At 59.1% G+C, this 25312-nt stretch carries 27 protein-coding genes and 1 tRNA gene; 9 read left to right on the top strand and 19 right to left on the bottom strand.

From position 1 onward, the window contains the following. Positions 1–21: 21 nt before the first annotated feature. From BK667_RS01885 to BK667_RS01865, 5 genes are all read right to left on the bottom strand, one after another. Entirely contained in the window at positions 22–1254 is a 1233-nt protein-coding gene (locus BK667_RS01885; protein WP_123596644.1) for a methyltransferase, read from the bottom strand. After that, entirely contained in the window at positions 1235–1924 is a 690-nt protein-coding gene (locus BK667_RS01880; RefSeq protein WP_123596643.1) for an ABC transporter permease, read from the bottom strand. The genes BK667_RS01885 and BK667_RS01880 overlap by 20 nt, the downstream gene beginning before the upstream one ends. Further along, the gene (locus BK667_RS01875) at positions 1921–2616 is read right to left on the bottom strand and encodes an ABC transporter permease (protein ID WP_123596642.1); all 696 of its coding nucleotides are present in this window, start codon (positions 2614–2616) and stop codon (positions 1921–1923) included. The genes BK667_RS01880 and BK667_RS01875 overlap by 4 nt, the downstream gene beginning before the upstream one ends. 78 nt (positions 2617–2694) lie before the next feature. Beyond that, a complete protein-coding gene (locus tag BK667_RS01870) occupies positions 2695–3441 on the bottom strand; it encodes an ABC transporter substrate-binding protein (RefSeq protein WP_123511243.1) in 747 nt (248 codons plus the stop codon). A 13-nt stretch (positions 3442–3454) separates the two neighbouring features. After that, on the bottom strand, positions 3455–4228 hold the full coding sequence (locus BK667_RS01865; protein ID WP_123511241.1) for an ABC transporter ATP-binding protein: 774 nt from the start codon (positions 4226–4228) through the stop codon (positions 3455–3457). Between the two features lie 551 nt (positions 4229–4779). On the opposite strand from BK667_RS01865, the gene gabP reads away from it, so the two are divergent. Continuing rightward, positions 4780–6171, top strand: coding sequence for a GABA permease (gene gabP, locus BK667_RS01860; protein WP_123596641.1), 1392 nt, complete (start codon positions 4780–4782; stop codon positions 6169–6171). A gap of 74 nt (positions 6172–6245) precedes the next feature. Here the strand turns inward: gabP and BK667_RS01855 are convergent, their stop codons facing one another. From BK667_RS01855 to BK667_RS01840, 4 genes are all read right to left on the bottom strand, one after another. Then, positions 6246–6698: a hypothetical protein gene (locus BK667_RS01855; protein WP_123511238.1), complete on the bottom strand. Its 453-nt coding sequence runs from the start codon at positions 6696–6698 to the stop codon at positions 6246–6248. A gap of 12 nt (positions 6699–6710) precedes the next feature. Further along, positions 6711–7121, bottom strand: coding sequence for a hypothetical protein (locus BK667_RS01850; protein WP_123596640.1), 411 nt, complete (start codon positions 7119–7121; stop codon positions 6711–6713). A 37-nt stretch (positions 7122–7158) separates the two neighbouring features. Further along, the gene (locus BK667_RS01845) at positions 7159–8121 is read right to left on the bottom strand and encodes an alpha/beta hydrolase family protein (protein WP_123596639.1); all 963 of its coding nucleotides are present in this window, start codon (positions 8119–8121) and stop codon (positions 7159–7161) included. Positions 8122–8193: 72 nt separating this feature from the next. Further along, entirely contained in the window at positions 8194–9249 is a 1056-nt protein-coding gene (locus tag BK667_RS01840) for a PDDEXK nuclease domain-containing protein (RefSeq protein WP_123596638.1), read from the bottom strand. 260 nt (positions 9250–9509) lie between these two features. Between BK667_RS01840 and BK667_RS01835 the strand changes: the two genes are divergently transcribed. Then, a complete protein-coding gene (locus BK667_RS01835) occupies positions 9510–9971 on the top strand; it encodes a carboxypeptidase regulatory-like domain-containing protein (protein WP_123596637.1) in 462 nt (153 codons plus the stop codon). A gap of 64 nt (positions 9972–10035) precedes the next feature. On the opposite strand, the gene BK667_RS01830 is transcribed toward BK667_RS01835, so the two are convergent. The 7 genes from BK667_RS01830 to BK667_RS01800 form a co-directional block, all read right to left on the bottom strand. Continuing rightward, entirely contained in the window at positions 10036–10371 is a 336-nt protein-coding gene (locus tag BK667_RS01830) for a hypothetical protein (RefSeq protein WP_123596636.1), read from the bottom strand. Positions 10372–10425: 54 nt separating this feature from the next. Then, a complete protein-coding gene (locus BK667_RS01825; RefSeq protein WP_123596635.1) occupies positions 10426–10884 on the bottom strand; it encodes a hypothetical protein in 459 nt (152 codons plus the stop codon). A gap of 169 nt (positions 10885–11053) precedes the next feature. After that, positions 11054–11129 (bottom strand) — tRNA-Phe (locus BK667_RS01820). A gap of 103 nt (positions 11130–11232) precedes the next feature. Continuing rightward, positions 11233–11505 (bottom strand): oxidative damage protection protein, encoded by a 273-nt coding sequence (locus BK667_RS01815; RefSeq protein WP_123511225.1) that lies wholly within the window; start codon positions 11503–11505, stop codon positions 11233–11235. After that, positions 11502–12569, bottom strand: coding sequence for an A/G-specific adenine glycosylase (gene mutY, locus BK667_RS01810; RefSeq protein ID WP_123596634.1), 1068 nt, complete (start codon positions 12567–12569; stop codon positions 11502–11504). Before mutY ends, BK667_RS01815 begins: the two co-directional genes overlap by 4 nt. After that, complete coding sequence (locus tag BK667_RS01805) at positions 12566–14797, bottom strand: AsmA family protein (protein ID WP_123596633.1); 2232 nt, start codon at positions 14795–14797, stop codon at positions 12566–12568. Before BK667_RS01805 ends, mutY begins: the two co-directional genes overlap by 4 nt. A 76-nt stretch (positions 14798–14873) precedes the next feature. Then, positions 14874–15278 carry an acetyl-CoA sensor PanZ family protein gene (locus BK667_RS01800; protein WP_123596632.1) on the bottom strand — a complete coding sequence of 135 codons (405 nt, stop codon included), beginning with the start codon at positions 15276–15278 and terminating at the stop codon, positions 14874–14876. A gap of 329 nt (positions 15279–15607) precedes the next feature. On the opposite strand from BK667_RS01800, the gene BK667_RS01795 reads away from it, so the two are divergent. The 7 genes from BK667_RS01795 (at position 15608) to BK667_RS01765 (ending at position 21589) form a co-directional block, all read left to right on the top strand. Next, positions 15608–17272 carry an OFA family MFS transporter gene (locus BK667_RS01795; RefSeq protein WP_123511216.1) on the top strand — a complete coding sequence of 555 codons (1665 nt, stop codon included), beginning with the start codon at positions 15608–15610 and terminating at the stop codon, positions 17270–17272. A gap of 268 nt (positions 17273–17540) precedes the next feature. Next, a complete protein-coding gene (gene hisB / locus BK667_RS01790) occupies positions 17541–18134 on the top strand; it encodes an imidazoleglycerol-phosphate dehydratase HisB (protein WP_003218037.1) in 594 nt (197 codons plus the stop codon). Then, entirely contained in the window at positions 18134–18772 is a 639-nt protein-coding gene (hisH, locus tag BK667_RS01785; protein ID WP_123511214.1) for an imidazole glycerol phosphate synthase subunit HisH, read from the top strand. Before hisB ends, hisH begins: the two co-directional genes overlap by 1 nt. Further along, entirely contained in the window at positions 18773–19033 is a 261-nt protein-coding gene (locus tag BK667_RS01780) for a DUF2164 domain-containing protein (protein WP_007939450.1), read from the top strand. A 100-nt stretch (positions 19034–19133) separates the two neighbouring features. Continuing rightward, positions 19134–19874: a 1-(5-phosphoribosyl)-5-[(5-phosphoribosylamino)methylideneamino]imidazole-4-carboxamide isomerase gene (hisA, locus tag BK667_RS01775; protein ID WP_123596631.1), complete on the top strand. Its 741-nt coding sequence runs from the start codon at positions 19134–19136 to the stop codon at positions 19872–19874. Between the two features lie 110 nt (positions 19875–19984). Beyond that, positions 19985–20755: an imidazole glycerol phosphate synthase subunit HisF gene (gene hisF, locus BK667_RS01770; RefSeq protein WP_007972752.1), complete on the top strand. Its 771-nt coding sequence runs from the start codon at positions 19985–19987 to the stop codon at positions 20753–20755. A 78-nt stretch (positions 20756–20833) separates the two neighbouring features. Further along, on the top strand, positions 20834–21589 hold the full coding sequence (locus tag BK667_RS01765) for a substrate-binding periplasmic protein (protein WP_123596630.1): 756 nt from the start codon (positions 20834–20836) through the stop codon (positions 21587–21589). A 119-nt stretch (positions 21590–21708) separates the two neighbouring features. Here BK667_RS01765 and BK667_RS01755 read toward each other — a convergent pair whose 3' ends face one another. From BK667_RS01755 to BK667_RS01745, 3 genes are read right to left on the bottom strand one after another with little or no spacing between them, the layout of a single operon-like run. Then, on the bottom strand, positions 21709–22485 hold the full coding sequence (locus tag BK667_RS01755) for a divergent polysaccharide deacetylase family protein (protein WP_123596629.1): 777 nt from the start codon (positions 22483–22485) through the stop codon (positions 21709–21711). Position 22486: 1 nt separating this feature from the next. Continuing rightward, entirely contained in the window at positions 22487–23815 is a 1329-nt protein-coding gene (locus BK667_RS01750) for a S41 family peptidase (protein ID WP_123511203.1), read from the bottom strand. A 31-nt stretch (positions 23816–23846) separates the two neighbouring features. Beyond that, entirely contained in the window at positions 23847–25142 is a 1296-nt protein-coding gene (locus BK667_RS01745) for a murein hydrolase activator EnvC family protein (RefSeq protein ID WP_123511201.1), read from the bottom strand. Positions 25143–25312 lie beyond the last annotated feature (170 nt).

Here is a 25312-nt window from a genome sequence, read left to right as displayed (position 1 = left end):
TTATCCACAGGCTGTGATTGTTTAAGCGCGCTCAGCCAAGAGCAGGAAATTGCGCGGGGTAAGTGGGGTTTCGCAGAAGGTGCCGAGGCGAACGGTATATCCCTGTTCGAGTAGGAAAAGTGCCCGATCAAGGACTAGCCACAGCTCCAACGGGCGTCGGAAAAGGCCACGCAACAGCTCCAGATTGCGTACTTCGGCGAGTCGCTGCCAGCCGGCGGCTTCGAGGGCTGGCCATTCCTGCGGGCCAATTGTGGATAAGTCCTTCAGTGCGGCCAAATGATGGCAGTAGTCGGCGAAGGATTTATCCAGCCAGGCGCTGGGCAGGGAAGGGGTGGGCAGGTATTCGTCGATGCCGCGCAGTTGCCGTTGCAGCAGATCAAAGGCCAGGCGCCGGGCCATGGAGGTGTCACGCTGACGTCGGACGCGAGCACCGGCGGTAACGGTTTCGCTCATCGGTAACGCGAGATCGTTGAGAGATAGCTGTAGGCCGGATCGCGAACCAGCCGAGGAAAGCGCCTCATACGTTTCCAGGTTTATCCGGTTGTAACAGCAAGGCGCGACAGCCAGTTGTTTGCAGCCCACGGCGCTGGCGAGTTGAATCAGTCGCACATGCAGATCACCACAAGCGTGCAACGCTACCGGCGTGTGTTCGGCATTCAATAAGTAAGCCGCGCCGGCCGCGAGCACATCTTGTTCAATATGCAGCGCATGCAGTTGATGGCGTTGGCTGAGTGCCTGGCCGCTCGATACCAAAGAAGGGTCATATTCCAGGCACGTCAGTTGTTGCCCGTTTTGTAGCAGGCGCCGGCCCAAGTGGCCTTTGCCGGAACACCAATCCAGCCAGTGCTTCGGCGCCTCAGCAAACGACAACCGACTGGCAAACGCCTCGATCTGCTGCCACTTGCGCCCCGGCACATCGACATTCAACCGATGGCTGGCCGCCTCGAGCGCATGCCCCGGCAATTTACCCACCGAACTCAGCTCAAACGACAACGCCGCCAATGAAGCAAACGGTTCCGGCGCATCGAGTAAATGAGGTTGGTGATGACTGCTTTCCGCATCGTCCAACGATCGCCCGCGTAGCCATAGAGACAACGACGGGTGGGACGTTTCCCAAGGAAGCCGCAGATAAGTAAACGGCCGAGGCTTCCACAGTGCCTGATGCTCAATCAGAAAAGCATCCAGCGCGGCGAAACGGGCGAGTAGGGCCTCACCCGTCAGCACGTAGGAGGAATCAGCGCCCCTGGCAGGCATCGACGCGCAACCAGCGCTCCAGCAGCTTGAAGCCGCGAACCAGCACGTAAGCCATCAATAGATAGAACATGCCCGCGGCGAAGAAGATCTCCACCGGCAGGTAGGTCCGGGCGATGATGGTGCGGGCCATGCCGGTCAGTTCCAGCAGGGTCACCGTGCTGGCCAGGGCGCTGGCCTTGAGCATCAGGATCACTTCGTTGCTGTAGGCCGGCAGGCCGATGCGCGCGGCTCGGGGCAGGATGATGTAGAAAAGCGCTTTGGGCCGGGACATACCCAGTGCCCGCGCCGCTTCGATCTCGCCCGGCGGAATCGCCTGGATCGCGCCGCGCAGGATCTCGGCGATGTAGGCCGCGGTGTGCAGGGTCATGGTCGCCGTGGCGCACCAGAACGGATCGCGCAGGTACGGCCACATCGAGCTGTTACGCACCGCATCGAACTGCGCCAGGCCGTAGTAGACGAGGAACAGCTGAACCAGCAACGGTGTGCCACGGAAAAAGAAGATGTAGGCGTAGGGCAATGACCGCACGTACCAGCGCTGCGACGAGCGGGCGATGCCCAGCGGAATCGCCAGCAGCAACCCGGCGATCACGGCGATGGCCACCAGTTCCAGGGTCAGCGTCGCGCCCTGAGCCAGTTTCGGCAGCCATTTGATGATGACTTCCCAGTTCATTGGGTGCTCCTCGCGAAGCCGCGAGCGGCGCGTCGTTCCAGAAAGTACATGCCGGTCATGGCCAGAATGGTCAGGCCCAGGTACATAAAGGCAGCGACCATGAAGAAGGTGAATGGCTGTTTCGACACGGTCACGCCGATTTGCGCGTGGCGCATGATTTCTTCCAGGCCGATCACCGACACCAGTGCGGTGTCTTTCATCAGGATCATGAACAGGTTGCCCAGACCCGGCAGGGCGATGCGCCACATCTGCGGCATGATCAGTCGGGTGAAGATGCGGAATTTCGACAGGCCCAGGGCCACGCCAGCTTCACTGTGCCCTTTGGGGATCGCCAGAATCGCGCCGCGAAACACTTCCGTGGCGTATGCGCCGAAACACAGACCCAGCGCAATCACGCCAGCGGCAAAGGCATTGAGCGAGAGATCGGGATTGCCGAAAAACTCGCCCAGGGCACGCATCAAATTGACGGTGCCGAAGTAGATCAGCAGCACCCAGAGCAATTCCGGGATGCCGCGAACCAGCGTCGAATAGGTGCCGCCCAGCCATTGCAACGGCTTGTGCGGAGAAGTCTTGGCCAAGGCGCCGAGCAGACCGAGCACCAGCCCCAGGCACAGGGCCGAGAGTGCCAGTTTCACAGTCATCAGCGCGCCAGCGGCGAGCGCCGGGCCGAATCCGTAGAGGTCGATAATCATGGATTTCTTTTCAAATCGCGGCAGGCAATGCCAAAGACTGGCGCCGTTAGCGAACGGCGCCGGTCAGGCAGGTCAGAATCAATAGATGCTGAACGGGAAGTACTTGTCGTTGATCTTCTTGTAGGTGCCGTCTTCAACGATTTCTTTCAGGGCGAGGTTCAGCTTCGCACGCAGGGTGTCGCCTTTACGTACAGCGATACCGATCTTGTCGCTTTCTTCCACCGGGTCGCCCTTGAATTCATACGAACGACCGGCGTCGCTTTTCAGCCACTCGTAGTTGACGTACTTGTCCGCCAGGATGCCGTCCAGACGACCGGAAGTCAGGTCGAGGTAAGCGTTTTCCTGAGTGTCGTAGAGATTGACTTTAATGCCGGGCATGTTGTCTTCCATCCAGGTGCCGGCGAGGGTCGCACGTTGTGCGCCGATCACTTTGCCTTGCAAGGAATCCTTGTCGGTTTTGAAGTCCACGTTTTTCGGCGCGATGAATTGCAGTTTGTTGGAGTAGTACGGGTCGGTGAAGTCGACCGCTTGCTTGCGCTCGTCGGTGATCGACATCGAGGAGATCAGGAAGTCGAATTTCTTGGCGTTCAGGGCCGGGATGATGCCGTCCCAGTCGGACGTGACCACGGTGCAATCGACTTTCATCTTGGCGCACAGGGCGTCGCCGATTTCTTTGTCGAAGCCGACGACATTGCCACTGGCATCTTTGTTGTTGAACGGCGGGTAGGCCGCTTCGATGCCCATCTTCAAGGTCTCGGCGACGGCACCGGCGCTGAAGGCCAGGGTGACGGCGGCAGCCAGGAAGATTCTTTTGTAGTTCTGCATGCGGGTAGCTCCGTTAGCGGTTGCTGGACATGAATTGTTTGCAGCGTGCCGAAAGCGGGTTGTCGAACACCTGCTGTGGCGATCCTTGTTCTTCTACCAGGCCCTGGTGGAGGAACACCACTTCGCTGGACACCTGACGGGCAAAGCCCATTTCGTGGGTGACGAGCAACATGGTGCGGCCTTCTTCGGCCAGTGCGCGGATGACATTAAGTACTTCCTGGACCATTTCCGGGTCAAGGGCGGAAGTGGGTTCGTCGAACAGGATTACCTTGGGCTGCATCGCCAATGTGCGGGCAATCGCCGCCCGTTGTTGCTGGCCGCCGGACAATTGCGCCGGGTAGGCGTGACGCTTGTCGGCGATGCCGACCTTGGCCAGCAAGGCTTCGGCGACTTCGATGGCTTCGGCTTTGCTCTGGCCGAGCACGCGACGCGGGGCTTCGATGATGTTGTCGAGCACGCTCATGTGCGGCCACAGGTTAAAGTTTTGAAACACAAAACCGATCTCGCTGCGCAGGCGATTGATCTGTTTGCCGTCGGCGGCAAACAGTTCGCCGTTCTTCGCGGCTTTGAGTTTGAGTTCTTCGCCGGCCACCAGGATCTGGCCCTGATGCGGGTTTTCCAGCAGGTTGATGCAACGCAGGAACGTGGACTTGCCGGAACCGGAGGAACCCAGGATCGAGATCACATCGCCGTCGCGGGCGGTCAGCGAGATGCCTTTGAGCACCTCAAGCTGTCCGTAGCGTTTGTGCAAGTTGCGGATTTCAAGCGCGGGCGTGGCCTCAGCCATGTGCGTTCCTCATAGTGTTTCGCTCCTGCTGTTGGCGGCCTTCCTGGCGAGGCGGCCAAGCTAGCATAGCGTTCGAATGGCAGCCAACAGCGCTACGGGCGGTAAACGGATGGTGTGTGGCAGGTTGTCGCATCGGTACAGCAGTGTGTCGCGCTGCTATCAACCGAACAGCCGTTTGAACCAGTTGCCCGGCGGGTGTCGCGTAAAAAAAGGCGCGATGTTGCCAGCTTTGGCGGGGTGTTGGAAGCGCTAACCGGCCAAACGTTCCTGATCTGCACTTTTATTGTGCATCCCACATTTTTTCAGTGTGTTTCTGGTGCGCTGGTTCGTTCTACAAGTGGGTCGCTGGGTAACGCTCTGGCGAATTGCCATTAATCTCAATGACTTGCGATGACCGCCCAGTCAGCCGGAGAGCCGCGGTTCTGGGGAGTCTGTAACATTTTGGCGCAATTATTGCGTGCAGAATAAGGAACGCCCCGTTGGATTCTTTTTACGAGAAAGAAATGCCAGACGCGGTGGACTGAATCGCTTTCTTTGCAAAGGTAGTTTCAATGAGCAGTACCCAAAGCTCTAATGGCCTCGAACAGGGGCTCAAACCGCGTCATGTGACCATGTTGTCGATCGCCGGGGTTATCGGCGCCGGGCTGTTCGTCGGCTCGGGTCATGCCATTGCCGCTGCCGGTCCAGCCGTGCTGCTGGCCTACGCCGCCGCTGGCGCTCTAGTCGTGCTGGTCATGCGCATGCTTGGCGAAATGGCCGTGGCCTCGCCGGATACTGGCTCCTTCTCTACATACGCCGATCGCGCGATCGGTCACTGGGCCGGTTTCACCATCGGCTGGTTGTACTGGTGGTTCTGGGTGTTGGTGATTCCGCTGGAGGCCAACGCCGCCGCGACGATCCTGCATGCCTGGTTCCCGAATGTGGCGATCTGGGCGTTCACTCTGGTCATCACGTTGTTGCTGACGGTGACGAACCTGTTCAGCGTGAAAAACTACGGTGAGTTCGAGTTCTGGTTCGCCCTGGTCAAAGTCATCGCGATCATCGGTTTCATCGGCCTCGGCATTCTGGCGATTTTCGGCTTCCTGCCGAACAGCCAGGTCAGCGGAGTTTCGCACTTGTTCGACACCCAAGGCTTCCTGCCAAACGGCATGGGCGCGGTATTGGGCGCGATCCTGACCACCATGTTCTCCTTCATGGGCACCGAGATCGTGACCATCGCGGCCGCGGAATCGAAGAACCCTGGCCAGCAAATCTCCAAGGCCACCAATTCGGTGATCTGGCGGATCGGTTTGTTCTACCTCGTGTCGATCTTCATCGTCGTGGCCCTGGTGCCTTGGAATGACCCGGTTCTGGCCGCCGTCGGTTCCTACCAGACTGTGCTTGAACGCATGGGCATCCCGAACGCCAAGCTGATCGTCGACATCGTTGTATTGGTCGCTGTGACCAGCTGCCTGAACTCGGCGCTGTACACCGCTTCGCGCATGATGTTCTCCCTGGGCAAGCGCGGTGATGCACCGGCCGTTTCCCAACGCACCAACAAAAGCGGCACGCCGTACTGGGCCGTGATCCTGTCCACTGCCGCCGCGTTTGTCGCAGTATTCGCCAACTACGTGGCTCCAGCCGCCGTGTTCGATTTCCTGCTGGCCACCTCCGGCGCCATTGCGTTGCTGGTGTACCTGGTGATCGCGATCTCCCAATTGCGTATGCGCAAGCAGCGCATGGCACGCGGCGAAAAAATCGCCTTCAGCATGTGGCTGTTCCCGGGCCTGACCTACGCGGTGATCGTCTTCATCGTCGCGGCCCTGACCATCATGCTGTTCCAGGAAGCCCACCGCGTGGAAATCCTCGCGACCGGTTTCCTGAGTTTGCTGGTCGTGGCGGTCGGCTTGTTCGTGGCTCGTCGCCGCAAACTGCAGAAGGTTGGACCGGTGGTGTTGAACTGATTCACACCGCGTAATGCAAAACGGCCGCTGTCAGTGATGACTAGCGGCCGTTTTTGTTTCTACTCAAAGGCTGATCATTCAGCCTTTTCTTCCTGCGCATCCAGCGATTCGCGATAGCTGTCGAGCGCGGTGCCGAAGTCGGTGATGAACTGTGGATCGGTCAGCCAGGCCTGGGCGGTGTCGCGGTCCATGCCGTCGGCCCACATGCGGTAGTCGATTAGCATATCGGCTGCCAGGTGAGTGGCGGCCATGGCTTCGTTGTCGGCGTTTTCCATGTCCAGCAGTTCTGGGTGGTCGCTGATGATGTCGGCGAGGTTCGTCAGCAGAGTCAGCAGCATGTCGTTGCGACCGATGGCCTCGGCGTCGCGCATTTTGCTGAACATCGCCAGGGTGTATTCCGGGATTGGCTCGCCGATTTCACCGAGGTCATCGTCCAGCGCGGCGGGTTTGCGGCCGTGGATGTTGATTTGCTTGGCTTTGATCTTGGCGCGTTTGGCGCGTTTCTGTTGCTTGTTCAGGGATGCCATGGGGACTCAGTTCTATTTCTGTTGGGTTTGGGCTGCGATGGCGTCGGACGCCGCCACGTAGTCAGCCTGGAAGGCTGGGGATTCGATCCACGCCAGGGCGGCGGCTTCGTCCACTTCGGCGGACCACTGGCGATACTCGATCAGTGCCGCGAGGATGAAGTCTGTCGCTGTTTCTTCGCCTTCTTGCTCCAGCACCAATGCGAGCAGCGGGTGTTCAAGAAAAGCCGCGCACATCGCTTGCTGGCTGATCTTCTGCGCGTCGATCATTTCTTTGAACAGCTCGGTCAGGTCCACCGATTCGAAGTCGATGCGATCATCGTTCGGGTCCAGCTCGACCGGCGCAGCGGCCCGTTGGGTGCGGTTCTGCTTGGCCTTGGTTTTGGCACGGGTGGCGCGTTTTTGCTGCTTGTTGGCGGAGGCCATGGGCGTCGTTCCGTATTTCGTTGAGAGGGCAGGTCACTCAGCCGCGTGGCACTCGCCGCCCGGGGGTGTCGGGGGCCAGTTCGCCGTTTTGCAGCCAGGACAATGCAATGGGCCATAGTGTGGCTTGGTATGGGCTACGAAAAAAGGCGAAATGTCCGACTTCTTCCTCGCCGATGTCTTTCGGCTCGATTCGCAGATGGGTGGTCGTGCCGCCGGTGAGGTAACCGAGCAGGCGTTCGATGGCCGGGATGGTGCCGTAAGGGTCGTCGCTGATGCTGATCGCCAGGGTTTTCGCGGTGACATTGGCGAACGGGAGCCAGCCGTGCTTTGCGTGGATTACGCGGCCGCTGGGGCGCTTCTCGTAGCGGTCGGTGGGCGTGCTCCAGTCGCGAACGACGCCGGCGGGTGTGTCTTCGAGCCAGCCGAGGCGTTTGCCGGGAAAGTATCCGCAAACCATCGTTACCAGTGGCATCACCACATGCCACTTGCCGAACATCCGCCAGCGATGAGCGGGCGCATAGTCGCGCCAGTAAGCGAACTGCGCGCCCACGGTCACCAAGTGCCGGATCAAGTGACCAGAGGCCCCCAGGCCCGCCGCACAGCCGCCAAAGCTGTGGCCGACCACATCGATGGGCTGACCGGGGAATTCGCGCTGAGTACGCTTGAGCATCGCTTCGAAATCCAGGGCGCCCCAGTCGGACCATGTGGCGTTGAGCCCTTTGAGTGATGCCGGCCGAGACTCCCCAATGCCACGGTAGTCGTAGGTGATGACGTCGAAGTTATTGGCGAACAGGTAGTCGGCGAAGCGCGAGTAGTGGCGGCAACGGACTGAGGTGGCGGCGTTGATGATCACGACCGGGCGATTTGCGTTCGGATGGGCGTGTCGCCAAGTGAAACCTCCGAGGATATAGCCGTCAGCGGCGGGTTCCTTGAATGGACTGCCGGAAGCAGATGGCGCCAACTCTGTTGGCGCCAGTGAGGATGTGTCCTGCAAATTCATCGACTTCGAACCTTTGCGGATAGCTGCCAACGATAGTCTTCGTGCCGCTTGTGAACAATCCGTCAGCGCTAATCATGATTGCGGGTTGAGTAACCGCTCTTCAATTGCAGCCCGCTCTCGATCCAGCTCCGCCCGCAATTCATCCTCACTTGGCAGTACCAGTTTGTACTTACTGGCAAACAGTTGTTCATTGCCCTGCAACACCGAGTAGCGCACCACTGACTCGTTTTTTTGCGCGCACAGAATGATGCCGACGGTCGGTCCGTCTTCATCGCTGCGTTTGAGGTCGTCGTACATGCGCACATACATGTCCATTTGCCCGACATCCTGATGGGTCAGTTCACCGCGCTTGAGATCGAAGATGACAAAGCATTTGAGCAGGTAGTTGTAGAACACCAGATCGATGTAGAAGTCTCTGCCTTCGGTGCTTATGCGTTGCTGGCGGGCAACAAAGGCGAAACCGTTACCAAGCTCCAGCAGGAAGCCCTGCAGTTGCTCGATGAGTGCTTGTTCGAGTTCGGTTTCCAGAACGAGCCCTGCGTTGGTCAGGCCGAGAAACTCCAGCATGACGGGATCGCGGATGAATTCCCGGGGGCTTTCGGCCATCGCATGGATGTTGGTAGCGGCTTCGGTCATGACGGGAGCCTTGTCCCGACTCATCAGCAGGCGCTCGTAGTAGAGGGTGTTGATCTGGCGTTCCAGGGCGCGGCTGGACCAGTTCTGGTTGGCGGCTTCGTCCATGTACCAGTTGCGGGCGTTGTCACTGTCGACGCGTAGCAGTCGGCGGTAATGGGTCCAGCTCAATTCGTGACGCAGTGCGTCACAAATCGGAAATGCCTGATAAAACAACCGCATGTAGCGAAGGTTCGATGCATCAAAGCCTTTCCCAAATTGCGCAGTCAGATCTTTCGCCAATGTCGACAGCAACTGCTTGCCATACACCGCCCGCCGAGCCCCCTGCTGTTCGAACTCAACAATATGCCGCCCAATCTGCCAGCAGGTTTGCACCTGCGCGGTATCGACCGCCCTCAATACTTTTTGCCGCGCCTGGCGAATCAGCTCGCCCAGTTCGCCAAGCAATGACGCAATGTGTGGGTCTTGCGTGTTGTCGGGTGTAACTCTGCTCATGAAGTCTTCCGCCGTTGTATGAACTGGCGGAAAGCTTGCCAATTACGGCCCTGTCAGCGATGCCGGGCGTTGCCGAAAACCTGGAAGGAATTGCCGATCTGATTTGCAGGACCCGGTCGATTGCTTCCTACGTTTGAGGAATACAACGCGTAGTCCTATTCGCTGTGACCTTGGATTCGAATCAATCTAAAACTGAGCACCCTGTCAGAAATCTAAAAAAAGGTAACGATTGGGTTCTTCCGAACCCGGGAGTCGCCATCATGAAATACATCCTTTCATTCATGTTGCCCATCGCCGCTGTTGGTGCGTTGATGTTTCCGGTCATGGCTCATGCCACGCCGGCGGGTCCTGTCGACAGCACTGGTGTGCAGATCCAGCAGGAACAGCAGAATGGGATCAATTACCTGTCGGGAGGCATTGGCCTGGATGAGTCACGGTTCATTCAGCAAAACCACGGCTACAACCTGCGCATGAGTTTCTCGGTCGGGCCGGCGAATGAGTACATTCCCGACGTGGATGTGGTCGTTCAGAACGCCCAAGGGCATTCGGTGTTTACGCTGAATCAGGCCGGTCCTCTGGTCTATGTGCAGCTACCTGCCGGTAAATACACGGTGATCACTACGCGTCACGGCCAAGAACGGCGTAATACGGTGGACGTCGGAAGTGGTCCTGCCCGTGATCTGAATCTGCATTGGAGCGGCGATCAATACGTTGGCTCATAAACTCAAAAACCGCGCACACAAAAAAACCGCAGGCAGCGGTTTTTTTGTAAGTCTGAGGGGGTGTTTATTTTCGACGGGGAGGTTTTTGGGGCGTTGCGTCGATCTTACGAACCAGCCAGATCGTGCCTACGCCCATCGTGATCAGCACGGAAACCCAAAAGGTATGCCCGATGATCGTGAACCAGAAGTGACGCGGCTGCTGTGCAAGGCTGTAAACCTCATAGGACGCGCCGCGACTCATGTTGCTGATCCGCCCCTCGATCAGGCCTGCGATGACCATATAGCCAAGCAGGCTCGCTGCTACGATCACCATGATGCTGACGAAGATCAGCAGCCATTCGGTGTGACGTGTCGGTGGCGGCGGGTGGGGCAGGGGGATGCGGGTTTTCTTCTGGCTCATGGTTTTCACGTCCTTGTGACAACGCTTATCTGGCTTGCTCGTTAGCGAGCAGAGCTATTCTTCATCTTCAGAAAAATCTGCTGTGAACTCGGTAATCGCGTCAATCTTGGCCTGAGTAATATCCTCAATCACGTCAGGCCTCGTAAGCCACTCGAAGGTTTCGGCCTCCGTTGCGCCATGGGCCCACTTTCGATAATCGACCACAATGCATCGACAGAGCACTGCCATTGCTTCTGAAGGGTCTTCCGATTCGGTGAGCTCTGATTCGAGATCGTGATTAAGCGAAATCAAATCAGCGAGAGAAGTGTACAGAGCTACGAAAAATGCTTTACGGCTGCGTTTTTCTGCTTCCCGAAATTGAGCAAACAGTTGCTCGAACCACTGGATCGAGCCAATGTTTTCAGGACGACTATTAGGCCGTGCCGATAGGGGTATGCTGCGTTCCACGCGCTGTTGTTTGGCTTTTATTTTGGCGCGTTTTGATCGCTTTTGTAGTTTCGTCGGGGATGCCATTGGATTCAGTCCTCTTTGCAAAGGAAATCCCATTGATTAAAGCTCATAGCTACCGCCGTTAAGCCTTCCGTCTGTAAAAGAACGTCGTAGAAGAAAGGCCGGCGTGGCGCTCGATCAAATCACAGGCATAAAAAAACCCTGAATCTTGCGATTCAGGGTTTTCGGTATTTGGTGCCCAGAGACGGAATCGAACCGCCGACACGGGGATTTTCAATCCCCTGCTCTACCGACTGAGCTATCTGGGCAACGGGGCGCATTAAACTGGTTTTTCAGGGGGTCGTCAAGAAAGTTTTCAAAAAAATTTTAATTATTACCGTCGCTTACGTTCCGACCCCTGAAAAATCGGGATTATTCAGCTGGCGGAACGTAGCCTTCAGCCTGGGCGTATTCCTCGCCGGAAAAGAACTTGTCCATCTCGCCCTGAAGATATTTGCGGTCTTCGGCGTTCATCATGTTCAGGCGTTTTTCGTTGATCAGCAGGGTCTGGTGTTTCTGCCAGTCGGCCCAGGCCTTGGCCGAGACGTGGTCAAGAATGTCCTGACCTTTGGCGCCCGGGAACGGCGCGTGGGCCAGGGCGGGTAATTCTTCTTTGTACTTGCGGCACATGATGGTGCGGGTCATGACGACTCTCCTGCGTTCAATACGGCGGCCGCGCGTTCGAGCAAGGTTTTGACCGGGGCGGCAAGGCCCAGGCGCGGCGGGGTGGCGAGGTTATACCAGAGCCAGTCGGCCTCGGCCACGTGATGGCCGGCCTCCTGGACCTGGACCAGCCAGGGTTCGATGGACAACTGAAAATGGCTGAAGGTGTGCACCAGGCTCGGCAGCGCTTGTTGGCTGCCCAGTTCCAGTGAGTGCTGGGTGGCCAGGTGTTGCAGGTCGTCGAGGTCGTCGAGTTCCGGCAAGCTCCACAGACCGCCCCACAAACCCGTGGAAGGTCGACGGTAAAGCAGAATCGCGCCTTCGCCGTTGGCGAGCATTGGCATCAACGTGCGCTTCTGCGGTACGGCTTTGCGCGGCTTGGGGATCGGGTAGCGGGTTTCCAGGCCAAGCATGTGCGCTTCGCAGCCCTTTTCCAGTGGGCAGAGCAGGCAACTCGGTTTGCTGCGGGTGCAGAGCGTGGCGCCCAGATCCATCATCGCTTGGGTGTAGGCGTTGACCCGATCATGGGGCGTAAAGCGTTCAGCGTTCGCCCAGAGCTGTTTGGCGACCTTCGGCTCGCCCGGATAACCCTCTTGCGCGGTAAAGCGCGCCAGCACCCGTTTGACGTTGCCATCGAGGATCGGTGCGCGCAGGCCCATGCTCAGGCTGGCGATGGCGCCGGCCGTGGACAAACCGATGCCTGGCAACTCCACCAGTTTTTCCACATCCCGGGGAAACTCGCCGCCGTGTTCAGCGACGACGATTTTCGCGGTCTTCTGCAAATTGCGCGCACGGGTGTAGTAACCCAGGCCTGTCCACAGGTGCAGCACTTCGTCTTCCGGCGCGGCGGCCAGGGCTTCGACCGTCGGCTGCGAAGCCATGAACCGGTCGAAGTAATTCAGCACGGTGCTGACCTGGGTCTGCTGCAACATGATTTCCGAGACCCACACCCGATACGGGGTGATGCCCTGTTGCCAGGGCAAATCGTGGCGGCCGTGGCGGTCGTACCAATCCAGCACCGCCGATGAAAACTGCTCGGCTCTCATCGCTTGAACAGCCCCTTCAATGCGTTTTTCAGTTCCGGGCTGACTTTGTCGCCGAGCTTCTCGTCGATTTTGTCACTGAGCTTTTCTCCGGCCAGTTTGGCGGCGACCTGGCCCATGCGCTCGTTGTCCACGCGGCACGCCTTGGCGCCCAGTTCCAGCGGGCCACGGCAGCGCAGCGGCCACTCGATGCCGACGTATTTCTCGCCAACCTGGCAGGCCGGATCAGGCAGCGCGCTGGTGTCGCCTTCAACGATGATGCCGACGCGATAGTCCATGCCCAGCACGCGCAGATCGACGTCGCCGTCACCATTGACGGTCATGCCCGGGATGCGCACTTTCATGTCAGGATTGCTCGCCACGCCGTTGCGGAACGTCAGGTTGCCCTTGAGCTCCTGGAACGGCGTGTCCTTGCCCCGCGGTTCGCCGCTGAGAGTTTTGCGGTTCAGGGTGGCGATGCCTTTGCACAGTTGTTGCTCAAGGTTGGCGTTGAGCAGCACGCCGTTGTTGATGACAAAACTGGCGTTGCCGTTGAGGGTCTCGATCAGCGCTTTCTGGCTGTTGCCGCTGCCGGTCAGCGCACTGGTGAGCGTCACCAGGCCTTTGACTGGAGGGTTCTTGCCCTGGCTTTCGAGAATTTTTTCCACCGGCACCTTGGTGATGCGGGTTTGCATGCTCAGCGCTGGTACCTGCTGACGCACATCCAGCGTGCCCTTGGCTTCGAAGTTGCCGTTGTACAAGTCACCGCGCAGGTTTTCCAGGGTCAGCAGGCCGCCCTGGCCGTTAGCCTTGAGCGCTGCGTTTTGGATCGGCAGTTTGTCGAGGGTCAACTGGCCGAAGGTCAGGTCGGCGTCCACGTCGAGTTTGGCCAGACGCTCCACCGGCAACAGGCGCTCGGAGCTCCACGCGCCTTTGGTCGGTGATTCCGGCAACGGCGTGCTGCCCGCACCGGCCATGGCGTCGGCTTCGGTGCTGGCCACTTCGGCCTGACGCACTTGCGTGGCGCTGTTGGCTTCGGCGGATTTGGGCGGCAGGTAACGGTCGACGTTGAACGTGTCAGCCTTGAGGATTGCCCGCAGCGATTGTTTGGCAAAGTCTTCGACGGCGATACGGCCGCTGAAGGTGCTGTCGTCGACCTTCAGGTTGATGTTATCGAAGGACAGGCTGGTCGGCGTGCCGGCCAGACGGCTGACCAGCTCGACTTTACTCAGGCTACCCTCGGCCATGGCCGGGAGTTTCTGGCCGATGCTGTCGACGAATTTGGCCAAATCAAACTGGGCAATCGACAGGCCACCGTTGATTTGCGGTGTCTTGTCGAGGTCGTTGACCTTCAGTTCACCCAGAGCGCGCAACTGGTTGGCGGAGATCTTGATGCCGGTCCATTCGGCGACGTTTGCTGCTTTATCCAGCAGTAACTGGCCTTGGGCGGCAAAGGTCATGGCCTTGCCTTGCAACGGATCACCGGTCACTTCGCCCGACAGTTTCATGTCTTCGAATTGGTAGCGCTGGAGCGCGCGGGCAATGCGTAACTCACCGTTCAGCTCGGTACGCACTCGCAGTGCAGGCTGGTTGGAGGACAGGAATGCGGTGAGCTTGAGCGGAATATTGGTCGAGTCGTGAACCGCACCGGTGCTCATCTGGATGCTTTCGGCGGTGTAGCTCTTGCCGGTTTTTTCATCGTTGTATTCAACCCGCGCGTTGTTCACGGTCAGGCTGTCGATGTCCAGACGGATGGGTTGCGGTGGTTTTTCCGCGACGACAGGGGCTTCGGGTGCAGGTTCGCCGGCGGGAACCGCAGGCGGGGTCGCGTCCGTATTGGCCGGTGCCGGGATCTTGCCGATGTCTTCCCAGTTGCCGTGGCCATCCTTGTCGCGATTCAGGCGCAGGTTCAGGCCTTCGACGCGTACGTCGCTCATCTGCACTTCGCGGCGCAGCAGCGGCAGCACGCGCACCGACAGGCCGAGCATCTGCAGGTCAGCGAACGGTTCGGTGGGTTTGACCAGGGTCGCGACACTGGCTTCGTGCAATTCCAGGCCCAGCCACGGGAACAGGCTCCACCCGATGTCGCCATTGAGCGTCAGCTCGATGTGGGCCTTGTCGCGGGCAATCTGGCGAATCTCGTCTTTATAGTCGTTGGGATCGAAGAGGTGGGTCAGGGCAAAGCCCAGCGCCACAATGATCAGCAACAGCCCGAGAAGTACCAGACCCAGGATTTTGCCGAACGCTTTCATGGGCGAGTCCTTGTAGTTAGTCGAATTCAAAATTTAGCCGGGGAGTATAGCGCTCCGAAACTGATGACCGGTCAGTTCATATGGGCAGCACATCCAGCGGCACGTTCAGTTTCGCCGCCAGTGCCTGGGCTTCCAGGTGCCCGGCAGGCGCCAGCAACCGTAATATCGCGCCCGATTGCAACGCCATTTTCTGCGCTTCGCTCACCAGACGTTCCGCCACCCCACGGCGACGGGTAATTTTTCGCACGCAAATTTGAGACAAGTGCCAGACGTCCTGTTGTCGCTGCAGACGCCCTGCGCCCAGCAGTCGATCATTGAAGCGCCCGGCGATCAGCGAGCCGTCCCGCAGGCATCCCTCAATCAACTGCACTTCACCGGCAAATGGCGCAAACAGCCAATCCGGCGCGTCGCGATAGATCTTTTGCAGATCTTGCTGATCCTGGTAAGAGGCTTCGTTCAGCGGCTCGACAATGATCGGCATGGCGGTTCCTGTCAGATGGGTATAGATATCGACCTGTAGGAGCTGCCGAAGGCTGCGATCTTTTGATCTTTCTTCGGTTACAAAAAAATCAAAAGATCGCAGCCTTCGGCAGCTCCTACAAAAGAAAGAGATCACATGACATACAAAAGGTGATGTCAGTTTGGTTTTTCTGTCACGAGCAAATGGTAACCTCTGCAGGTTCGTCCGTCCTTCTGCGACTTAATGTCACGCCAAATGGGTTTCACTCGAAAAAAAGGTCATGTCTGCGTGCATAAAGGCTGAGGGTGAGGAGTGGCTGGCGAACCATACTAATAATTGGGGGATACACAATGAGCACGAGCATCACGGCGGACGGCGTCATAGCCGCCCAGCCCGCGTTCCTGTCCAAGGAACGCATCATCGCCAAGCCCGGTTTCAACCGTTGGCTGGTACCACCGGCCGCGTTGGCCATTCACCTTTGCATCGGCATGGCCTACGGCTTCTCGGTGTTCTGGTTGCCGCTGTCCAAGGCCCTGGGCGTCACCGCTCCGGTGGCTTGCGCGCCGGACATGAGTTTCATCTCGCAAATCTTCTCGTCCCAATGCGACTGGCCGATCTCGATGCTCGGCTGGATCTACACCCTGTTCTTCATCTTCCTCGGCTGTTCGGCAGCGATCTGGGGCGGCTGGCTGGAACACGCCGGGCCGCGCAAGGCCGGTGTGGTATCGGCACTGTGCTGGTGCGGTGGCCTGCTGATTTCGGCGCTGGGGATTTATACCCACCAGATCTGGCTGATGTGGATCGGCTCCGGGGTCATTGGCGGTATCGGCCTGGGCCTGGGTTACATCTCGCCGGTCTCGACCCTGATCAAGTGGTTCCCGGACAAGCGCGGCATGGCGACGGGCATGGCGATCATGGGTTTCGGTGGTGGCGCGATGGTCGGTGCTCCGCTGGCCGCAGCCTTGATGAGCCACTTCGCTTCGCCGACCGGCGTGGGCGTATGGCAGAGCTTCCTGGTGATGGCCGCGATCTACTTCGTGTTCATGATCGGTGGCGCACTGTCCTACCGCGTTCCGCCAACCGGCTGGAAGCCTGAGGGCTGGACCGCTCCGGCGAAGAAAGTGGCGAACGCGATGATCACTCATCGCCACGTTCACGTGAACGTCGCTTGGAAAACCCCGCAATTCCGTCTGGTATGGCTGGTGCTGTGCCTGAACGTATCCGCTGGTATCGGCATCCTCGGCATGGCTTCGCCACTGTTGCAGGAAGTGTTCGGCGGTAAATTGATCGGTGTTGACCTGCCATTCGGCAAGCTGGACGCCGGGCAACTGGCTTCGATCGCAGCGATTGCGGCCGGTTTCACCGGTTTGCTGAGCCTGTTCAACATCGGTGGCCGGTTCTTCTGGGCTTCGTTCTCCGATTACCTGGGTCGTAAAAACACCTATTTCGTGTTCTTTGCCCTGGGCTTCGCCCTGTACGCGTTGATCCCGAACCTAGGTCACCTGGGCAACGTGGCGCTGTTCGTGGCGGCGTTCTGCATCATCCTGTCGATGTACGGCGGTGGTTTTGCGACCGTGCCGGCTTACCTGGCTGACCTGTTTGGTACGCAAATGGTCGGCGCGATCCATGGTCGTCTGTTGACGGCGTGGGCGGCGGCGGGCGTGTTGGGTCCGGTGTTGGTGAACTACCTGCGTGAGTATCAACTGAGCATCGGCGTTGAACGTGCCGCCGCTTACGACATCACGCTGTACATCCTCGCGGGCCTGCTGGTGCTGGGCTTCCTGTGCAACCTGCTGGTGCGTCCGGTGGCCGACAAATACTTCATGACCGACGCTGAACTGGCCGCCGAACAGGCGCTGGGCCACGACAAAGGTGCTGACAGCAGCACCGTGCTGGAGTGGAAAGCCGCGCCGGGCAGCAAGCCGTTGGCGATTGCTGCGTGGCTGGTGGTGGGGATTCCGTTGGCATGGGGTGTGTGGGTGACCTTGCAGAAAACGGCGGTTCTGTTCCACTAAGTTAAGCAAGCGCACTACCCCTGTGGGAGCGAGCCTGCTCGCGAATGCGGTCTGACAGTCGACAGAAATGTTGAATGTGAAGGCCTCTTCGCGAGCAGGCTCGCTCCCACATTTGTTTGAGGCGTCCGCAAATCCGCTTGTATGGACATGTCTACCCGCGACAGCCGGGCGTTCTATCCGTCAGCCATATCACCTCTCGTGTTTCTGTTTCGGCCCCGCGCCCCTATAATGGCTGCCTTTTTCGCCCAATGATTTTGCGGAGCTGGTGATGGCCGAACGTAAGGCGTCAGTCGAGCGCGACACTCTGGAAACCCAGATCAAAGCCTCGATCAACCTGGATGGCACCGGAAAGGCCCGATTTGATATCGGTGTTCCTTTTCTTGAGCACATGCTGGACCAGATCGCCCGTCACGGGCTGATCGACCTGGATATTGTCAGCAAGGGCGACCTGCATATCGACGACCACCACACGGTGGAAGACGTCGGTATCACTTTGGGTCAAGCCTTTGCCAAAGCCATCGGCGACAAGAAAGGCATCCGTCGTTACGGCCATGCCTACGTGCCGCTCGATGAAGCGCTGTCGCGCGTGGTGATCGACTTCTCCGGCCGTCCTGGCCTGCAGATGCACGTTCCCTACACCCGCGCCACCGTGGGCGGCTTCGACGTTGATCTGTTCCAGGAATTCTTCCAGGGCTTCGTCAACCATGCGCTCGTCAGCCTGCACATCGACAACCTGCGCGGCACCAACACCCACCACCAGATCGAAACCGTGTTCAAGGCGTTCGGCCGTGCATTGCGCATGGCGGTAGAGCTGGATGACCGCATGGCCGGGCAAATGCCATCGACCAAGGGCGTTCTGTAATGCAGACGGTCGCGGTTATCGATTACGGCATGGGCAACCTGCACTCGGTGGCCAAGGCCCTCGAGCACGTGGGTGCCGGCAAGGTCTTGATCACCAGCGATGCCGATGTGATTCGCGAAGCCGACCGGGTGGTTTTCCCCGGGGTCGGTGCAATTCGCGATTGCATGGCGGAGATCCGTCGCCTGGGCTTCGATTCGCTGGTGCGTGAAGTCAGCCAGGACCGTCCGTTCCTCGGTATCTGCGTCGGCATGCAAGCCTTGCTCGACAGCAGTGAAGAGAACGACGGCGTGGACTGCATCGGCCTGTTCCCGGGCGCGGTGAAGTTCTTCGGCAAAGACCTGCATGAAGACGGCGAACACCTGAAAGTCCCGCACATGGGCTGGAATGAAGTGAAGCAGACGGTGGATCACCCGCTGTGGCACAACATTCCGGACCTGGCGCGTTTCTACTTTGTGCACAGCTACTACATCGCTGCCGGCAATGCGCGGCAAGTGGTGGGTGGCGGTCACTACGGTGTCGATTTCGCCGCGGCGCTGGCCGATGGCTCGCGTTTCGCCGTGCAGTTCCACCCGGAGAAGAGCCATACCCATGGCCTGCAATTGCTGCAGAACTTCGCCGCGTGGGATGGTCGCTGGTAAATGGCCGTCAAGAAATCCAAACCGCCGATCCTGACCCTCACTCCCGAACAGGAGAGCGAGGCCAATCACAAGATCAAGCGGTTCATGGAAGATCGCTTCGAACTGGACCTGGGTTCGTTCGAAGCGGCGGAAATCCTTGAGCTGTTTACCCGCGAAATTGCGCCGCACTATTACAACAGAGCGATTTTCGATGTGCAGACGCACCTTAAAGAAAGGTTCGAAAGCATCGAAAGCGACCTGTGGGCGCTTGAGAAGAATTAGGGCAGCGGCAAGCTTCAAGCTGCAAGCTGCAAGAAGTAGACACGCGTGCGCGCTTGCAGCTTATGGCTTGCAGCTTGCAGCTCTTTGACGAAGGAAAAGCATGCTAATTATTCCCGCTATCGATCTTAAAGACGGCGCCTGTGTTCGTCTGCGCCAGGGCCGCATGGAAGATTCCACGGTGTTCTCCGATGACCCGGTGAGCATGGCTGCCAAGTGGGTGGAGGGCGGTTGCCGTCGTCTGCATCTGGTCGACCTGAACGGCGCGTTCGAAGGCCAGCCAGTCAACGGCGAAGTGGTCACCGCGATTGCCAAGCGCTACCCGAACCTGCCGATCCAGATCGGCGGCGGTATCCGTTCCCTGGAAACCATCGAGCACTACGTGAAAGCGGGCGTGAGCTACGTGATCATCGGCACTAAAGCCGTGAAAGACCCTGCCTTCGTCGCTGAAGCTTGCCGCGCATTCCCGGGCAAAGTGATTGTCGGTCTCGATGCTAAAGACGGTTTCGTCGCCACCGACGGCTGGGCTGAAATCAGCACCATTCAGGTCATCGACCTGGCCAAGCAATTCGAAGCCGATGGCGTGTCCGCGATCGTTTATACCGACATCGCCAAAGACGGCATGATGCAGGGCTGCAACGTTCCGTTCACCGCCGCGCTGGCCGCTGCCACGCGCATTCCGGTCATTGCTTCTGGCGGTATTCACAACCTCGGTGACATCAAGTCGCTGCTCGACGCCAAGGCGCCGGGCATCATCGGCGCAATCACAGGCCGCGCGATTTATGAGGGCACGCTAGATGTTGCAGAAGCCCAAGCCTTTTGTGATGGCTACGCGGCCAGATAAAGCAGCTTCAAGTTGCAAGCTGCGAGCTGCAAGTTAGAGCGCGGCAGTGATCTGCTCTTTCTTGCAGCTTGAAGCTCCAAGCTTGCAACTCTTAATCGGAGATTAAGCCCATGGCGTTAGCCAAACGCATCATCCCTTGCCTGGACGTGGATAACGGCCGGGTCGTCAAAGGTGTGAAGTTCGAGAACATCCGCGACGCCGGTGACCCGGTGGAAATCGCCCGTCGCTACGACGAGCAAGGCGCCGACGAGATTACCTTCCTCGACATCACCGCCAGCGTCGATGGTCGCGACACCACGCTGCACACCGTCGAGCGCATGGCCAGCCAGGTGTTCATCCCGCTGACCGTCGGCGGTGGCGTGCGCACCGTGCAGGACATTCGCAATTTGCTGAATGCCGGCGCGGACAAGGTCTCGATCAACACCGCCGCCGTGTTCAATCCAGAGTTCGTCGGCGAAGCGGCGCAGCATTTCGGCTCGCAATGCATCGTCGTCGCCATCGACGCGAAGAAAGTCTCCGGGCCGGGCGAAACCCCGCGCTGGGAAATCTTCACCCACGGTGGCCGCAAGCCGACCGGCCTCGACGCCGTTGAATGGGCGAAGAAGATGGAAGGCCTGGGCGCCGGTGAAATCCTGCTGACCAGCATGGACCAGGACGGCATGAAAAACGGCTTCGACCTGGGCGTCACCCGTGCGATCAGCGATGCCTTGGGCATTCCAGTGATCGCCTCGGGCGGTGTCGGCAACCTGCAACATCTGGCTGACGGGATTATCGAAGGCCACGCCAGCGCGGTGCTGGCGGCGAGTATTTTCCACTTCGGCGAATACACCGTGCAGGAAGCCAAGGCCTACATGGCTCATCGCGGCATCGTGATGCGCTAAACAAACCGATACAGGCCAGTGGACAGCATGGCGGGCTCAGGGCACTCTTGGGCACGCCATGGATTCCGGTAGCCCGACATGCTCAAACGTTTTCTTCTTGTCCTCGCCAGCGCTTCTCTGTTGCTGATCAACGCAGCCCGCGCCGAAGAAAGTCCCGCCACTGACTTGGTGCTGCTGACGGAAAACTTCCCGCCATACAACATGGCAAAGAACGGCAAAAACTTCGCTCAAGACGAGAACATCAATGGCATCGCCGTGGACATCGTCCGCGAGATGTTCAAGCGCACCGACATCACCTACAGCCTGACCCTGCGTTTCCCATGGGAGCGAATCTACAAACTCGCTTTGGAGAAACCCGGTTATGGCGTGTTTGTGATGGCGCGGCTGCCGGATCGCGAGAAGCTCTTCAAGTGGGTCGGCCCGATCGGTCCGGATGACTGGATCATGCTGGCCAAGGCGGACAGCAAGATCACCCTCGAGACGCTGGAACAGGCGCGCAAGTACAAGATCGGCGCCTACAAGGGTGATGCGATTGCCGAAACCCTGGCCAAGCAAGGGTTGAATCCGATTGTCGTGCTGCGCGATCAGGACAACGCCAGGAAGTTGGTCAGCGGACAGATAGATTTGTGGGCGACTGGCGATCCGGCGGGGCGTTATCTGGCCCGTCAGGATGGCGTGACCGGACTCAAGACAGTGCTGCGCTTCAACAGCGCCGAGTTGTACCTGGCCCTGAATAAAGACGTGCCGGATGCAATTGTCAGCAAGCTTCAGGCAGCGCTGGATCAGATGCGCAAGGAAGGCGTGGTTGACGACATCATGGCGAAGTATCTCTGACTATTCGCTGATCGTTCCCACGCTCCCGCGTGGTAACGCCTCCCGTGACGCTCTGCGTCACAGTGGACGCGGAGCGTCCATGGCTGCATTCCCACGCAGAGCGTGGGAACGATCGTGTCTCAGCGATACACGCCATCCTTGCCATGCGCAGCCGTCGCCCGATTGCTGCGCACGCTGATCATCATTTTGATGTCGATCCAGTCAATCCCCTGAGCCTTCAACTTCGGCAGTTCACGCTCCAGCACCGCCAGCGTTTGCGGATACGGGTGCCCGATCATCACCGCTGAACCCTGCTTGTGCGCCAGGTTTATCGCTGTCTGCAACTGAGTGAAGATCGCGGCTTCCGTGCGCTCGTCATCCAGAAACACATCCCGCGAAACGCTCGCCAACCCAATCTTCTGTGCCTCCGCCGCCCCGACGGTTTGCGCACTGGTGCGGCTGTCGACGAAGAATTTATGCCGACGTTGCAAGTCCGCCATCAGCCAGGCCATGGCCGGTTGTTGGGCGGTCATGCGGCTGCCCATGTGGTTGTTGATACCGGCGGTGTACGGCACAGCCTTGAACGCGGCGTCGAGGCGTTTTTGCAGTTCTTCGATAGGCAAGTCGGGGTGCCAGGCGAACGGGCCGGTGGCCGGGTCCATAGGCATGTGCAGGATGACGATCTTGCCGGCGCGATGGGCTTCGCGGGCGAATTCGGCGGCGTGGGGTGTGTCGGGCATGATCGCCGTCGTCACCGGGCCGGGCAGGGCGAGCACGCGACGATCCCGGGGCAGGTTTTGCCCCAGGTCATCGATGATCAGTGTCAGGTAAGCCTTGTTGTGTGTGGTCTTGGCGGGCTCCGCATGCGCAGCACCCACCAGACAGCACAACAAACCGAGGATGAACCGCAGGCGCATCTCAGCGACCGGAGGTGATGCTCAGCCCTTTGAGCAGGCTCAGGGCCTGGGCCAATTGATAGTCGTCATCCTGCGGCATGGCCTTGGCCTTGCTGCTGGACGTCGGCTTGTCGGCGCCGCCGTTGCCATTGCCCAGGTGACCTTGCAGATCGGCTTCCTTGAAGTACTCGCCGTCCTGTTCGTTGGTGATCTTGGCCTTGCGTACTTCGATGTCCGGCACGATGCCCTGGGCCTGGATCGAGCGACCGTTCGGTGTGAAGTACAGCGCGGTGGTGATCTTCAGGGCGCGGTCGTTGTTCAGCGGCAGCACGGTTTGTACCGAGCCTTTGCCGAAACTGGTGGTGCCCATGACGACTGCGCGTTTCTGATCCTGCAAGGCGCCGGCGACGATTTCCGAAGCCGAGGCGCTGCCGCCGTTGATCAGTGCGACCATCGGCACGGCTTCGCTTTCGTCCTTGCCAGTGGCGGAGAAGCGCAATTCGGAGTTGGCGATGCGGCCCTTGGTGTAGACGATCAGGCCCTTGGTGATGAAGTGGTCGACCACTTCCACCGCCGCTTGCAGCACGCCGCCCGGGTTGTTACGCAGGTCGAGGATGATGCCGTTGAGCTTCTTGCCGTTGTCCTTGCGCAACTTGGCCAGGGCTTTGGAAACCTCTTCGCCGGTCTTGACCTGGAACTGGGTGATGCGGATGTAGCCGTAGCCGGATTCCAGCAACTGAGCCTTGACGCTCTTCACCTGGATGGTGGCGCGGGTCAGCACGACGTCGAAGGGTGTGCCGCCGTCGCGGACCAGGGTCAGGGTGATTTTCTGGCCGATCTTGCCGCGCATCTTGTCCACGGCTTCGGTCATGCTCTGGCCGCGTGTCGGTGCGCCGTTGATCTTGACGATGAAGTCGCCAGCCTGGATGCCTGCCTTGGAGGCCGGGGTGTCATCGATGGGCGAAACCACTTTGATAAAACCGTCTTCGGCGCCGACTTCGATGCCCAGGCCGCCGAATTCGCCGCTGGTGCTTTCCTGCAACTCAGCGAAGTCTTCCGGGCCCAGGTAGGCGGAGTGCGGATCGAGATTGCTGAGCATGCCCTTGATGGCATTTTCCAGCAGGGTCTTGTCGTCCACGGGTTCGACATAGGCGGCTTTGATCCGGTCCATGACCTCGGCAAAGGTGCGCAACTCTTCCAGGGGCAGTGGCGCCTTGGTGGTTGCAGCGGTGCCCGCAGGTGCAGGAGCTGGCGCAGCCGCCGGAGCAGGCTGAGCGGCAAACGCCAAAGGCGCGCCGATCACCAGGGCGATCGTCAGGGCCAGCGAGGTAAGGCGGGACAAATGCAGCATGTCGAACGAACTCCTGAATTAGGTCGCGTGCTTATCCTTGCGCGCGGCACCATTGCGCCGGATCACTCGGGTGACCCTGCTGACGAATTGCAAAATACAGCGCTGGTGTGTCCTGTCCGCCACTGTTACCGACAGTGGAGATGGACTCACCGGCTTTAACCACGTCACCCGCAGACTTGAGCAGCGTCTGGTTGTGACCGTAAAGACTCAAAAAACCGTTGCCGTGGTCCAGAATCACCAACAGCCCTGCGCCGCGCAACCAATCGGCAAACACCACGCGCCCGCCATGAACGGCATGCACCTGACTGCCCGCGGAGGCGCTGATCATCACGCCGTCCCACTTGGTCCGGGCATCGTCGCCGCGGCTTTCGCCGAAGCGCGCCAACAGTCGACCATCAACCGGCCATGGAAGTTTGCCGCGTGCTGAAGCAAATGCGCCGCCAAAGGTCTCGCCTGAACTGGAAACCAGCGCGCCAGGTGTCGATTTAGCGGGTTTGCGTGGGGCATCAGTGTTGGCGTCGGCCTGTTCCTGAGCCTCACGTAAACGCTTTTTTTCGGCTTCCTGCTGGGCAATGAGCGCTTTTTGCCGCGCTTCTTCTGCCTCACGAGCCTGGCGGGCCAGGGTTTCTTCGATGGTTTTAAGGACTTTAGACAGATCTGCCTGATCCTGCTCGCGGGTGGCGAGCTTCTGATCGCGAGCCTTTACGTCGTCGTTGAGCTTGGCCAGGACTTTCTGGCGCTCCTGACGGACTTTGTCGAGTTCGTCACGCTGGCTGTCGAGACTGCTTTTCTGCACCAGCAACTGCGCCTGTTGCATGGAAATGTCTTTTTCGACGTTGGCCAGTTGGCGCAGGGTTTCGTTGAAATTCTTCAGCTGCTCCAGGCGGGCCTGGCTCAGGTAGTCGTAATAGGTGAGGGTGCGGGCGAATTTTTCCGGGTTTTGCTGGTTGAGCAGCAGCTTGAGGTACTCCTGACGGCCATTCTGATAGGCCGCGCGGGCCTGGATGGCGATCAGTCGTTGCTGTTCAATGCGCGCGCTCTGGAGTTTTTTTTTCTCACCATCGAGTCGCTGCAGCTCGGATTCGCTTTTCTTCAGCTCTTTTTGCAGGGCATCGACCTGCTTCTCGAGCTTGCCCATCTCGGTCTCGGTGCCTTTGAGATCCTTTTGCACACCGGATTTTTCTTCCTGCAGCTTGCCCAGCAGTTTTTTCAGCTCGGCAATGTCCTGACGCGTGGCGTCCAACTGTTGTTGGGTTTGCGCGCGCTCGTCAGCAAAGGCCGGTTGGAGCAGGCAAGTCAGAGCGAGGGCTATCAGGACGCGAAGCATAGAGGCGGGTGATACCAGGGAAAGGGACGGCCTAGTATGCCCGCCAAGCGCCGCAAAAAAAATGCCCAATTGGGACTGTGTGATAACTGGCCCGAAAAACGCTGAAAACCAATGTGGGAGCGAGCCTGCTCGCGAAAGCGGAGTGTCAGTCAACATAGATATCGACTGAC

The sequence above is a fragment of the Pseudomonas frederiksbergensis genome, from assembly GCF_003732705.1.
GTDB lineage: Bacteria > Pseudomonadota > Gammaproteobacteria > Pseudomonadales > Pseudomonadaceae > Aquipseudomonas > Aquipseudomonas frederiksbergensis_F.
The sequence above is the reverse complement of the archived record's forward strand: the minus strand, read 5'-3'. Positions and strand labels throughout refer to the sequence as shown.